This is a genomic window from Bradyrhizobium sp. dw_411, assembly GCF_018449695.1.
In the GTDB taxonomy this organism is placed as follows: Bacteria; Pseudomonadota; Alphaproteobacteria; order Rhizobiales; family Xanthobacteraceae; genus Bradyrhizobium.
This window is the reverse complement of record NZ_JAAVUY010000020.1, coordinates 112,236-124,700: the sequence shown is the minus strand read 5'-3', so window position 1 is coordinate 124,700 and position 12,465 is coordinate 112,236. Positions and strand designations below refer to the sequence as shown.

Annotated in this window: 13 protein-coding genes; 2 read left to right on the top strand and 11 right to left on the bottom strand. The window is 60.5% G+C overall.

The features are described from left to right. Nucleotides 1-9 precede the first annotated feature (9 nt). From HB676_RS28240 to HB676_RS28230, 3 genes are read right to left on the bottom strand one after another with little or no spacing between them, the layout of a single operon-like run. On the bottom strand, nucleotides 10-1,095 hold the full coding sequence (locus tag HB676_RS28240; RefSeq protein WP_213741758.1) for a nucleotide-binding domain containing protein: 1,086 nt from the start codon (nucleotides 1,093-1,095) through the stop codon (nucleotides 10-12). A 4-nt stretch (nucleotides 1,096-1,099) separates the two neighbouring features. Then, nucleotides 1,100-1,906: a DeoR/GlpR family DNA-binding transcription regulator gene (locus HB676_RS28235; RefSeq protein ID WP_213741757.1), complete on the bottom strand. Its 807-nt coding sequence runs from the start codon at nucleotides 1,904-1,906 to the stop codon at nucleotides 1,100-1,102. Then, nucleotides 1,907-2,107, bottom strand: a complete 201-nt coding sequence (locus HB676_RS28230; protein ID WP_213741756.1) for a hypothetical protein — start codon at nucleotides 2,105-2,107, stop codon at nucleotides 1,907-1,909. Nucleotides 2,108-2,433: 326 nt separating this feature from the next. On the opposite strand from HB676_RS28230, the gene HB676_RS28225 reads away from it, so the two are divergent. Further along, nucleotides 2,434-3,045 (top strand): sigma-70 family RNA polymerase sigma factor, encoded by a 612-nt coding sequence (locus tag HB676_RS28225; protein WP_213741755.1) that lies wholly within the window; start codon nucleotides 2,434-2,436, stop codon nucleotides 3,043-3,045. A 241-nt stretch (nucleotides 3,046-3,286) separates the two neighbouring features. After that, nucleotides 3,287-4,270 carry a winged helix-turn-helix domain-containing protein gene (locus HB676_RS28220; RefSeq protein WP_213741754.1) on the top strand — a complete coding sequence of 328 codons (984 nt, stop codon included), beginning with the start codon at nucleotides 3,287-3,289 and terminating at the stop codon, nucleotides 4,268-4,270. A 49-nt stretch (nucleotides 4,271-4,319) separates the two neighbouring features. Here the strand turns inward: HB676_RS28220 and HB676_RS28215 are convergent, their stop codons facing one another. From HB676_RS28215 to HB676_RS28180, 8 genes are all read right to left on the bottom strand, one after another. After that, nucleotides 4,320-5,312, bottom strand: a complete 993-nt coding sequence (locus tag HB676_RS28215; RefSeq protein ID WP_213741753.1) for a tripartite tricarboxylate transporter substrate binding protein — start codon at nucleotides 5,310-5,312, stop codon at nucleotides 4,320-4,322. 42 nt (nucleotides 5,313-5,354) lie between these two features. Then, nucleotides 5,355-6,719 (bottom strand): MmgE/PrpD family protein, encoded by a 1,365-nt coding sequence (locus HB676_RS28210; RefSeq protein WP_213741752.1) that lies wholly within the window; start codon nucleotides 6,717-6,719, stop codon nucleotides 5,355-5,357. A gap of 56 nt (nucleotides 6,720-6,775) precedes the next feature. Beyond that, nucleotides 6,776-7,519 (bottom strand): helix-turn-helix domain-containing protein, encoded by a 744-nt coding sequence (locus HB676_RS28205; RefSeq protein WP_213741751.1) that lies wholly within the window; start codon nucleotides 7,517-7,519, stop codon nucleotides 6,776-6,778. An 11-nt stretch (nucleotides 7,520-7,530) separates the two neighbouring features. Continuing rightward, nucleotides 7,531-8,418 carry an NAD(P)-dependent oxidoreductase gene (locus HB676_RS28200; RefSeq protein ID WP_213741750.1) on the bottom strand — a complete coding sequence of 296 codons (888 nt, stop codon included), beginning with the start codon at nucleotides 8,416-8,418 and terminating at the stop codon, nucleotides 7,531-7,533. Between the two features lie 75 nt (nucleotides 8,419-8,493). Beyond that, nucleotides 8,494-9,702, bottom strand: a complete 1,209-nt coding sequence (locus HB676_RS28195) for an ABC transporter substrate-binding protein (RefSeq protein WP_213741749.1) — start codon at nucleotides 9,700-9,702, stop codon at nucleotides 8,494-8,496. Nucleotides 9,703-9,715: 13 nt separating this feature from the next. Next, nucleotides 9,716-10,570, bottom strand: coding sequence for an alpha/beta hydrolase (locus tag HB676_RS28190; protein WP_213741748.1), 855 nt, complete (start codon nucleotides 10,568-10,570; stop codon nucleotides 9,716-9,718). Next, the gene (locus HB676_RS28185) at nucleotides 10,567-10,962 is read right to left on the bottom strand and encodes a hypothetical protein (protein WP_249780511.1); all 396 of its coding nucleotides are present in this window, start codon (nucleotides 10,960-10,962) and stop codon (nucleotides 10,567-10,569) included. The genes HB676_RS28190 and HB676_RS28185 overlap by 4 nt, the downstream gene beginning before the upstream one ends. After that, on the bottom strand, nucleotides 10,949-11,947 hold the full coding sequence (locus HB676_RS28180) for a tripartite tricarboxylate transporter substrate binding protein (RefSeq protein WP_213741747.1): 999 nt from the start codon (nucleotides 11,945-11,947) through the stop codon (nucleotides 10,949-10,951). The genes HB676_RS28185 and HB676_RS28180 overlap by 14 nt, the downstream gene beginning before the upstream one ends. Between the last annotated feature and the right edge of the window lie 518 nt (nucleotides 11,948-12,465).

The window sequence follows — 12,465 nt, the reverse complement described above, 5'->3', positions numbered from 1 at the left end:
TAATATCTGTCACAACTGAGCAAGGGAAATCAAGCGCCGGATCAACCCCTCGTTGCCAAAAGCGCCAGATTTGGAAATTACCCGCACGCCCTGCCATTTTCCGCCCTTCAACACCGACACCGGGATACCCGGCTCGATCTCGCCCTGGACCTCCAGTGCCTCAGCCCCCAGCGCAGCACAGACGTGGCTCAGGGTTTCGCCTCCGGTCACGAACAGCGTGCCCGGTTGCGGCAGCCGGGCAAGAAGATTTGTAAAACCTTCGCCGATATGGTTCGCGGCCTGATGCCGGTCCGGGGTGGCCGGCAAGCGCACCGTCACAACGGCCACGCCTTTTTCGAGTTGTGCTTCAATAGGAGCGATACCATCGGCGTGTTCGGGATCGAACATCACGCGATGAGGTTCGGCCTCGCGCAATTGCCGCAGCGTAACCGGATGATCCGTTCCGACGAGGGCAAGCAGCGGCGAAGCAATCGTCCCAATGTGCAACGGCTCCGCGCCAGCCATCGCTTCCGCGAGGCCCGCCGAGCCGCACCAAAGCATTCTTCCGGATAACCGCCGTCCTTCGACGACGATCTGCTGCAGAGCTTCAATCGTTTCGGCATCCCACAGGCTGATGCCTTGCGGCGCGCGATCACCTGCCCGGCATTTCGAAACTGCGAAGCCGAGTTCGCCAAGCTGCGCCGCGAGATCTGGCCCGGCCAATTGCCATTGGTCACTGCCATGCGCGGCCGCCCATTGCCGGCCGTCGCGCGTGATCCGGCGCTGTGCCGGAAAAGCCGGCGCGATCACGCAATGATCGAAAGGTTGCGCACGCAGGCAGGCGACGATTTCCTGCACGAGCGAGCCGCGCAGCAGGCTGTCGCATTTGAGATAGGCGAGATCGGCGTCGCGCAACAACCCCGCGGCTGACGCCGCCAGTTCGCCGGAGCGCGCATCGCTCAACTCGCGCGTGCCCAGATCGAACGCGAGGCTTCCGTCTGAACTTCGCGCTGTCGCAAGGTCCCACTGGACCAGCAGCGGCCCGGCGAGCGGCACGAACCGCACTGCGGTGTCAATCGCACCGGTCCGGTCATCGGCCAGGAGACGAATGCGCATCGCCTTACGTTCCGCCACCGGGCACCAGCGTCAGCTTGACCTCCGAGCGCCGCAACGTCTGCGCCAGGTCCGCGGACAGACCATCGTCGGTAATGATCTCTGTGAGCGTATTGACGTTGCAGACTTCGCAGAACGAGCGCGGCTGAAATTTGCCGCTATCGGCCAACAGAATGGTTTGCCGGGCCGCGCGCATCAGCGCGCGCTTGATGTCGGCGCCTTCGATCGAGGATTCTGTCACGATCTCGCCGGTGATGGCATGCGCGCCAAGCAGACAGAGATCGGCCTGCAGCGTCGAAAGAAAACCCTGCCCCGGCTCTCCCCATAGCGTGGCCGAACCGTTGCGAAGCGTGCCGCCAACGACGACAACGCGAAGCTTTGAAGATTTCCCGCACATCTCCGCCGCGCTGAGGCTGTTGGTGACGATCGTCAACGCGATATCCAGCGCCAGCAGCGCCCGTGCGGCGGCATCGACCGTCGATCCGGCATCGAGAATGACGCTGCTGCCGGGCGCGATCCGCCGCGCGGCCTCCTTGCCGATCGCTGCCTTCTGGCTGGTCGCGGCCGCGCCCGCATTGGCGGGCTCGAAGGTCGACAACAGCCGCCGCGGACTGATCGCGCCGCCGTGGGTGCGCTCCAGCGCGCCTTCCTGCATCAGCTCATCGAGATCGCGACGGACGGTCGAGGCGGAAACCTGCAGATAATCGGCGAGGTCATTGATGGAAACAGAACCAAGCGTCCGCAGCCGCTCCAGGATCATGGCACGGCGATGGGCTGGTATCGGTTCCGAATTAGGTTGGTAGCTTTGACTCATTCAACGCGCTTCCCGCCGCGGAAGCGGCCGCGCATCTTTAATCCGCGGGTCATAATTTGGAAAGGCCGCCTGCGGGTCGTTCGCGATGTCGCGTTCCGGCCGGAACAGCCACACATCAATCCGTTGCGCCGGGGAGATACAGGGATTGGTTTTCCCAAAACGAGGCAAGACACGAAAGTAGATCACGCCGCGTTTGTCCATTGAACGTTGGCCGGTTGAATGAACAGAGCCGTGCGGGAGGTTATTCGACGCCTGCCGGCGACGACGAAGTGCCGGCCCGACCTCGGCAGCCGCGCAAAACGCAAAGCGCGCTGAAGGGAGGCAAATCCCGTTGCGGATATTCCTCAGAAACCGGAGGATCCGCAGAGATGTCCAGAGTATAAGCTTTTGGTTTAATTGGGTGTTTTAGGGTACTCACTGTCCATGACGATGGGACAGGCAGTCCATTGAAGGGATACGGCGTCCAAATCACGTTCGAAATCACACGAACGAAATTTTTTGGATTAGTCGATCACTCGGAGGCTGCCATGTCTTCCTTCTTCGCTCGCACGGGGCGTCCGTCGGGCTCGCTGCAAAAAAGCATAATAGTAGGCAAATCCAGTCCGCAGGACGACAATCACGCGCGCTTCTCAAGGCTGGTGCTGCCGCACCTCGGCGAGGCCTACGCGCTGGCTTACCGGATTACAGGAAGTCGCGACGATGCCGAGGACGCGTTGCAGGAAGCCAGTCTGCGTGCGTTCCGTGCCGTCGGTAACGTCGAGGACGGCAGTGCGCGCGTCTGGGTAATGGCCATCACGCGTAATACCGCCTATACGTGGATACGCAAAAATCGTCCCGCAATCGTATTCACGGTCGACAATCTCGAAGAAGTCGAGATCGCTCAGGCAGATCCCGGCGAGCCGGATTCCGAAACGATCGTGATGGCGATATCCGACATGGAGACGGCCGTTGCTGCTTTGCCGGTTCGATTCCGTGAGACGATAATATTGCGCGATGTCCACGGGCTGTCCTATCGCGAGATTTCCGAGCGAACCAAGGTGCCGATCGGCACGGTCATGTCGCGGCTGGCCCGGACGCGTAACCGGTTTTCCAAGAACCTGGCGAAAAGCGAAGCACGACAGGCCCGATGTCGTCAGTAATGGCGCGACGGGTCTGTCACCATGGCATCTGCGCTCCCAAGCCAATTTCTGAAATGCCGTCTTCGTGATGCAACTATAGCCTGCGTGTAACGGGATTTACGGGCTCTGAGATCTCGAAGACCTCGCAGATAATTTAATTGTGACGTCCGGCAACTTCTGCTGAAAAGCCGATCTACCTAGGGGGCGAAGCTCCTGACTGTTGCTCGGGCCGCGTCGAACTCCACACAGGTTACCGAATTCCATGCAGCAAGCCGAGCTATCCGTCCGGAATTATAAATTCGGAGTTTTCGAGGTTCATCTTCGAACCGGTGAACTGACGAAGCTTGGCAGACGCGTCAGATTGCAGGATCAGCCATTCCAGTTGCTGGTCATGCTGCTGGAGCAGCCGGGAGCGTTGGTCACCCGGGAGGAATTGCACCTCAAGCTTTGGCCGGAGACGACCGTCGACTTCGATCACGGCCTCAACAAGGCAATTAGCAAGATTCGCGAAGCACTGGGAGATTCTGCCGAGAATCCCCGATTCATCGAAACCGTCGCTCGCCGTGGCTACAGGTTTCTTGCCGAAGTTACAGTTGTGGGCGCCGAGCAACCGAAAGTCGCGGTTACAGACGAGACGCCAACGAAGATCCCTGCAGACGATCTCATCGTGCAGAAAATCCCCGATCTGCCACGCCTCAATGACGCCATCCTGCTACCCCAGTTGAAGCTGCGTTCCTTTGCCTGGCGGATGATCGGCATCGTGCCTGTGCTTGCAATCTCCTTGTCGACGATTTTCTATCCCTGGACCCACGTCGCAAAGACCATTCACTCAATCGTAGTGCTGCCGCTGCAAAACGTCTCCAGTGATGCCTCGCAGGAGTTCTTCGCCGACGGTATGACCGACGAATTGATCACCAACCTGGCGCAGATCAGACGATTACGGGTGGTCTCCTCGGCGTTGGCTCAGGGCTACAAGGGCACGCGCCAGCCACTGGGCGAGATCGCCCGAGAATTGAACGTCGACGCCGTGGTGAAAGGTTCTGTGTTGCTTTCGGGTGACCGGGTTCGAATTAACGCACGGTTGATCGATGCGCTCACCGGGAGAGACGTCTGGGCCCGGAGCTACGAGGGGGATGTCCACGATACGCTGAAGCTGCAAAGCCAGATAGCCAGCGAGATCGTCGCGCAGTTTCGCATCATCTTGAATCAACAGGAACCAGCGCCGCTCAACAAGAGGACGGCTTAAAATCCGGGCGCTGACGGCTTCATCCCCGAGAGGGGTACGAAGCGGGCGATCACTCGGCTTCGACCCCGGCTGCCTTGACGATCCCGGCCCACTTCTCGTCTTCGACGCCGATGAACTTCTGGAATGCGGCGGGCGTCTCGCTCACTGAAACCTCCACCGCGGCCTTCGCCAAGGCGTCCTTGACCTGAGCTTGCTGCATAATTTGCACGAGCGCAGCGTGCAGCTTGTCGATCACCGGCTGAGGCGTGCGGGCCGGTGCGATCACGCCAATCCAGTTGACTGCGACGAAACCCTGCACACCTTGTTCGGCCGCGGTCGGAAGATCTGGCAAAAAGGCGGAACGCTTGTCGTTGGCCGCCGCGATGCCACGCAGTTGGCCGTCCGCGATCTGGTTGGACACCGCGGGCAAATCAACCGTCACGCCGTCCACGTGGCCGGCCAGCGCATCCGTCACGGCGGGCGCCGCGCCCTTATAGGGAACGTGCACGATGTTCGTACCCGGCGTTGCGCTCTTTAGAAGTTCGATCGCCATGTGCGGCAGGCCGCCGACGCCCGCCGATGCCAGCGTCACGCTGCGGGTCCTGGCCAGTTTGACCAGTTCGGCAAGATTGGCCACAGGCAGGCGGGGATTGATTGCCAAAATCTCCGGTGTGAGGCCTATCAGGCTGACACCCGTGAAATCCTTCTTCGTGTCGTACGGCAACTTCGCCAGCGTATGTGGCGTGACGACAAGTGGGCTCGCGCTCATCACCCCCAACGTGTAGCCGTCGGGTTTCGACTGAGCCACGTGCTGGCCACTGATGACGCCGGCCGCGCCGACGCGATTTTCCACGATGACCGGCACACCCAGTCGCTCTGAAAGCGGCTGGGAAATGACACGCGCCGTGATGTCGTTTGAGCCGCCTGGCGAAAAGCCAACGACCAGCGTGATCGTGTGATCCGGAAATTCTGCACCAACCGCCGCCTGGGAGAACAAGGCGGCTCCCGCGATACCGGCGCCGCAAAGGACCGCCAGCCAACAACGCTTGTCGTGTGTTTTCATCGCGTTTCTCCTTGGTTGACCTTACAGGCCGACCGATCCGGTTTAGCGACTAAGCGCGACGATCGCTGAAACGTCCTTGGTCGACTCGATGTTCAAGCAGGCCTGCAACAAGCGGTGCGAATTCGTCCCGCCCAACACGGGGCCCACTAGACCACGGAATTTCTCCATCAATTGCGTATCCGTCATCGGATTGGTGACGCTGCCCGTCGCGTTGTCGATGTGGCTGGTCAGCAACTGGCCGTTCTTCAAACGGATCGAGACCTCGGCCTCGTTGTCGCTCATCGCGACGACCGCCTCGGCTTTCATGCGCTCTTGCAGTGCGCGGACACGCGGGTCGAGCACGCAAGCGATGTCGCCCTGAGCCAAACCGGCTGCACCGTGTACCAGCACCGCCGCTGTCCAATGAAACAGGCTGACCTGCGCGTCCATCGCATTGTCGGGCAATTTGCGCCAGCACAGGTTCAAGGCGTCGGGATGTACCCGCATGTCGACGCGATCGATGTCCTCGGCTTTGACGCCCTGCACACGCGCCAGGTCCAGGCAGGCATCGATAGCAGGATGGATGACAATGCCGCACGGATAAGGTTTGTAGGTGTTGTTGAGAAATTCGTAGCGCGTTCCAAGCTCCATGCGGATCGGCCCGGCGTCGGTCGCGCCGGTCAGCACTTGCAGTAAGCCGTTGCGCCCGTCCACGGCAATCGAACCGCAGTCGAAGCCGGCCGAGGCCATGTAGGCCGCGGCCACTCCATTGCGCGCCGCCATGCCCGGCACGTAGGTGATCGCCATGCTGCCGTGCGTGGCGCGAAGGCCGCCGGCCTGCGTCGCGGCCAAGCCCAGCGCCGAGACCAACCGCTCGTGATCCAGATTGAGCAGCAGTCCAGCGGCCACAGCCGCCCCGATGCCGCCGGACAGGCCAGTCATGTACCAGCCCTGCCGGCTGCCACCCGCGGCGATCGCGCAGCTCACGCGGCATTCGAGTTCCAGCCCTGCCACTAGCGCGATCAGCAGGTCGCGGCCCGCTACGGGCGCGCCCATCGAAGCCCGCTTGCAGGCCACGGCCAATGCGGCCCCGGCGACCGGTCCGGTCGGGTGCGTGATGGTGGCCAGATGGGTGTCGTCGTAGGTCTGCGCCGACGAGCCCAGACAGTTAAGAAGAGCGGCGTTCGACACGCTGATACTCTCGCCGCGCCCAAGCAAGCCGGCCTCGCCAGCCTGCTCCATCGCCTGGATACCGCGCACGGCGGCGTCCATGACGGGCATGCGCGCTGCGCCGACAGCGCAGGCTATCCAGTTCATCCAGGCCCGCGGCGCTTCACGGCGCACGGGTTCGGGCAGGCTTGGCCAGTCCAGTGCGAGCGCGAACCGAGCCATGTCGTGTGTTACGGAAGTTGGGTCAAATGCCGTCATGTCTCAGGAATTCCCGGGTAGGCCTGCAAATGAAAAAGGAGACTCTGCGCTCAACGTCAGAATGGCCATATCCCACCGAAGTTGTCTGTGAGTTCTTCGGCGGCTGGGCCGAGCAGGCGTTTCATCTTCGCAATCTCGCCCTTACCGAAACGCTCGCGCGGTCCCGATAGCGAGATCACTCCCACGAGCGTATCGCGCGGTCCGAAGACCGGGGCCGCCACCGCGGCGCAACTCGGATCCCGCTCGCCGAGCGAAACGTCGAAACCGCTGACGCGGATAGCCTCGTATCGCGGGCCGGTACTGCCGGCATAAGCCAGGATGATGTGACCGGCGGCGCCCCGCAATAACGCGTAGCTATGGCCCGCTTCAACGCGATCGAGCGTTGCGTGGCGCGAATTCACACGGAACAGGCAGACACGGTTCTCGGCGTCCTGGCGCACGTGGAATGATGCACTTTCGGTACCAAGCTCGACCAATCGCTGAAGCGCGGGCACAACGTGGTGACCGAGCGCATTTTTCCGTGTGAAAGCCACGCCAAGGCGAAAGGCCGTCGGGCCGAGATCGTAAGTCCCGTTTGGCAGCCGGGTAACATATCCCCAGGAGATCAGCGACACCAACAGACGCAGGATCGTACTCTTGTAGAAGCCGGTGCGGACGGCGATTTCGGCCAACGTCACCGGCTGATCCGACGTTTCCAGTGCAGCGACGACCGAGAGCGCTCGCTCAACGGCCGCAACTCCCTCTGCTGCGTCAGGCTCCGGCACGTGTACCGCCGTCGATCTTGCTGCTGATTTCTTCATCAAACTTCCCGTCAGGCCGTTTGCGACCCTTTGATGATGCGCGCCAACACCGGCCAATAAAGATCGCCAAATCCCGCCTCAATTGCCTTGCCGAGAAGCTTGTCAGCCAATTCCGCGCCTTCGAGCTTGAGGTCTACCGACCTCCCGAGATCGAGCGCGTAGGCGATATCCTTGCGGGCATATTCGGTCGAGAAGGCTCGCTCCGGAAACGTATCTGGCAGCATCGCCTTCATGCCATGGTTGCGCAGCGCGAAGCTGTCTGCGGAACCCTTGGAAAGCGTCTCGAACAGTAGCTTGGCATCCAGGCCCGCCCGCTTGGCTGTTTCCAGCGCCTCGCCGAGCGCGACCACGGTCTGCATCAGCACCATGTTATTGAGAATTTTTACGACCTGTCCGGCGCCGACCGCGCCGCAATGGGTGATGTCTGTGGCAAAAGTCGCGATCAGCGGCTGCAACATGGCGAACGTGGCGGCATCGGCACCAACCATCACGCTCAAGGTGCCGGTCTCCGCCGCCTGACGGGTTCGCGCAATCGGTGCATCCGCATAGTTTGCCCCCTTGGCGGCAAAGCGCTTGGCCAGTTCGCGGCTCGCTTCTACCGGAGAGGTACCGAGATCAACGATGGTGTGCCTCACCCCGGCATGTCCAAGCAGGCCATCATCGCCCTCACAAACCGCCTGCACATGCCTTCCGCTGGGCAGCGCCATGAAGATTACATCGGCCTGTTTCGCCAGTTCTGCCAGCGAGACGGCTCGCTTGACGCCAAAGCCCGCGAGCCTTTCCAGCGGCGCATCGACGCGATCAAACCCAATGACAGATTTGCCCGATTTGTTGGCCAGGTTGCGGCACATCGGCTCGCCCATCACGCCGAGACCGATAAAGCCAATAGCACCTGTCATACAATTCTCCTTTGCATTCATCTCAATGTCTATCGACCGGCACGGGCATGCCACGCCTACGATACCTGGAACCGCTCAATTGTTGACAAGCGGGCAGTTGCCTTCGCTCATGGGACGAAACGCCTGCTCGCCCGGCGAGGTCGTAATGACCTTGTAGTAGTCGTACCGGTACTTCGACTCGTCAGGCTTCTTGACCTGAACCAGGTACATCGTGTGCAGGACGCGTCCGTCTGGACGCACGACAACGTCCTTGTTGTACATGTCGCTTACCTTCATCTCGTGCATCTTTTTGGCCACGGCGGTCGGATCCTTGGTGCCCGCGGCTTTTACCGCGGCCAGATAATGATGAACGCCGCTGTAGACGCCGGCCTGCACCATGCTCGGCACTTTTCCGCCTGTTATCGCGAAGTATCGCTTCGCCCAGGCTCGGGTTTCCTCGTTCAAATCCCAGTAGAACGAAGTCGCGATTTGCAGGCCTTGCGTGGCCTTCAGACCGAGCACGTTGACATCGGTGATGAATACCAGAAGCCCCGCCAGCTTCTGACCGCCTTCGACAATACCGAATTCGCCTGCCTGCTTGATCGCGGTCTGAACGTCGGCGCCCGAAGTGGCGAGACCTACGACCTTGGCCTTCGAACCCTGCGCTTGCAACAGGAACGACGCCATATCGGCAGTCCCGAGCGGATGTGCTGCCGAACCGACGACCTTTCCGCCGGCACTTTCGATGAACCTGGTGGCGTCGCGTTGCAGCGCGTGCCCAAAGGCATAGTCAGCCGTAACGAAAAACCAGGAGTCGCCGCCCGCCTTGGTGATCGCCTCGCTCGTCAGCTTGGACAAGGCATAAGTGTCGTAGTTGAAGTGGAAGCTGACTGGCGAACAGGATTTGCCGGTGAAGTCGGACGAGCCGGGGCCGCTGATGACGAAGATCCTGTTCTTCTGTCGTGCGACTTCGAGTATCGCAAAACCGGCCGAAGACGCCGCGCCATCGGCGACCACATCGACGCCCTCGGTATCGAACCATCGGCGTGCGATCGATGCCGCTATATCGGGCTTGTTTTGGTGATCCGCGGAAATGACTTCGATCTTCTGCCCCAAAATTTCGCCGCCAAAATCTTCAGCCGCGAGTTTTGCGGCTGCCACCGAGCCGACACCACCATTGTCGGCAAACACGCCGGATTGGTCGTTCAGTACGCCAATCCTGATGGTTTCAGCGGCTGCCGCCGTTTGCATGAACAAAGCAAGCGCTGCACAAACGTAGATACCTCGCCCGAATACCCTCGCCATGGATCGCCCTTCCCTAAAATTTCTTTTGCCGGATTTTCTCGAGTACGGGTGCGATGTAGCGCCGGAACTGCATCGGATTTTCGCTCATGGGAAAATGACCGACTTGCTCCATGACCGTGACTTCAACACCGGAAATCTCGGCTGCGGTGCGCACAGTGTCTTCCGGCATGCAGGAAAAATCATATTCGCCGGTCAGAAGATAAAGTGGACAGACACTCGTATCGATCGCTTTCGTCCGCCCCCGCAGGTCGCCGTCGACGCGATAAAAATAGAGGTCGCCCTTGAACACGCCAGGGCCGCCTTGCTTGTAGGCCCACAGCGTTTCCATACGTGCTTCCGCCGGACTCTGCGGTGCGACAAGCCCGGAAACCAGCGCAGCACAGACTTCGCCACCATGAACATCCGGCCGATTGAGCCAGGTGGTGTCGTACCAGGGCGCCTGGAAATCTGCCGCCTCAAGTCCGACCAATGCGCGGAATTCGCTGGCATGATCGATCGCCAGGTTGAGCACGATACGACCGCCGATCGAACAGCCCATCACCACGGGCTTGTCGAGATCAAGCGCCGCGCAAAAGGCGCGGATCGTCTGCGTGTAGCGGGCGGTGGTGAGCTGATACTCAGTTCCGTCCCAGCTCGCAGGCGGATTGGACTTGCCATGCCATGGCATATCGAAGGCAATGATCCGGAAATATCTTGTGAACTCCTCATCTGCAAGAAGATGACGCCACTGCCGTCCGTCAGAGCCAGCGGTATGCAGACAGACAAGCGGAATGCCCTGCCCCGCTTCTTCGAAATAGATACGGTGCGGCGTGCCGTCGATCTCGACATGCACGTAGCGGCCGACCATTGGCTCGATCCGGCCGGTCATCTTGCACCTCCTGACATACGCGGTAGCGCGAGCAGGTCCTTGAAATATTGCAAGTTCGTGATGAAAGGCTGGATGTCGCCTTCCAGCATGGCTTCTCCACGCTTGGTGAGCGAGAGGAGATCATGCCACCCCGCTTTCGGCAGCGGCTGCCAAAACGCCGTCCAGGCTTGCGGCGTTGCGCGGTAGGCGAAGCGCCAAGAGCGCATCAGCACCGGCGCCGGCGCCGTGTCGATGATCCGGCCCGCGCGTATCGATATATGGAACGCCTGCTCCGTCGAGCCAAGCAGACAATCCACGTCGAGAAACCGTCCGCGCTGGATCAGAGCAGCATCCCTTTCAAGCAGCATCGCAAGCCGCGCAAAGGCCTCACTAACAGGATCAGATTTTTTCAAGGCCCGACTCCTTGATGAGGCGTCCCCACAACTCCGTCTGGGTTCGGACGTGCTCGGCAAGACCTTCGGGCGTGCTGGTATCGGGCTCGAGACCGATACCCTCGAAGAATTTCCTTGCCTCCGGCGTCGCCATCACAGCCACAAAAGCCTTGTTCAAGACCTGAACGACCTCGCCCGGCGTGTTCTTCGGAGCGAATAACCCGCTCCAGGCCGCGAAGTCGTAGCCAGGCAATCCAACCTCTGCGATGGGGGCCACGTTCGGAAGCGAAGCAATCGCTTTGGCGGTGGTGACGCCAAGCGCCCGCAGCCCGCCCTCATTGATGAAATCGCGCGTCACCGCGACATCAGTGATGACAAATTCGATGCGGCCTCCGAGGAGATCGGTGATCGCTTGTGGCGTGCCTGGATACGACACCCGCACTGCGTCGATGTTGGCCATCGATTTGACGAGCTGTGCGGCCGCCATACTTCCGGTATTGCCGGTCCCGTAGCTCAGCTTGCCCGGATTGGCTTTCGCGTAAGCGATGAATTCGGTCAGGCTCTTGGCCGGAAAGCCCTTGGCAACCACCATCACGAGCGGATTGCGCGTCAGCCGCGCGATCGGCGTGAAATCGGCCACCGGATCGAATGGCATCGTGTTGTAGAGATGTACATTTGCCGAGTGCGTCGAATTGGTGGCGAGATAGAGCGTGTAGCCGTCCGGCGCCGCGCGCGCGACCTCGGAGGCGCCGATATTGCCGTTCGCGCCCGCCTTGTTCTCGACGACAAATTTCTGGTTCAACAGCGCGCTGACTTTATCGACGAGGAAGCGTGCTTCAACGTCGGTTGCGCTTCCCGCCGGAAACGGCACCACCAGCCGGATGAGCCGGTTCGGATAGGCATCGGCGGCCCGTGCCGACGGCGTAAAGACGGTCATGCCAATCAGAAGCGTGGCCAAAACAGCGCGCCGAGCCATCGTCAGTGCCGCGGCCTTCCGGCTTTTCATGACTTCCTCCGCTCAACATTTTTGTTCGATATCGGACGGTTCGCCACGACAACGGGCCCAAAGGCTGCCATTTCGAGCATTCTGTCTGATAGAACGATTGTTCTATTAATTCGATCATATGGCCGGATGAGACGCAAGGGAAGCGGAGATGACTTAAACCCCGAGCGGCGTCTCGCTTCTCTGGTGGACCGACTTGCCGAGCGGCGAAAGCAATGGCTGCCACGACTTCGTCGAAAACCTCATGAGTCGGAAGTTGAGTCCGTTTTGCTGAAGCGCTTGCCTGTGACGACAACTGACAAGGAAAGACTGAAAACCTTATCGGTCGGCGCGCCAACTTGACCGAACATCGAAACGAGAAGAAAAAGCCCAATGGCAGGATTTGGCCGCATTTTAATCAGACTTCGTCAGTCCGCGAACTGCCGCGACGGAAGACTGTGACGATTATCGGTGAATTCCATCATGCGACGAGAAACAGGACCTCTGCAGGTCCAAAGCCATTTTAAACCGTTTATCCAGAC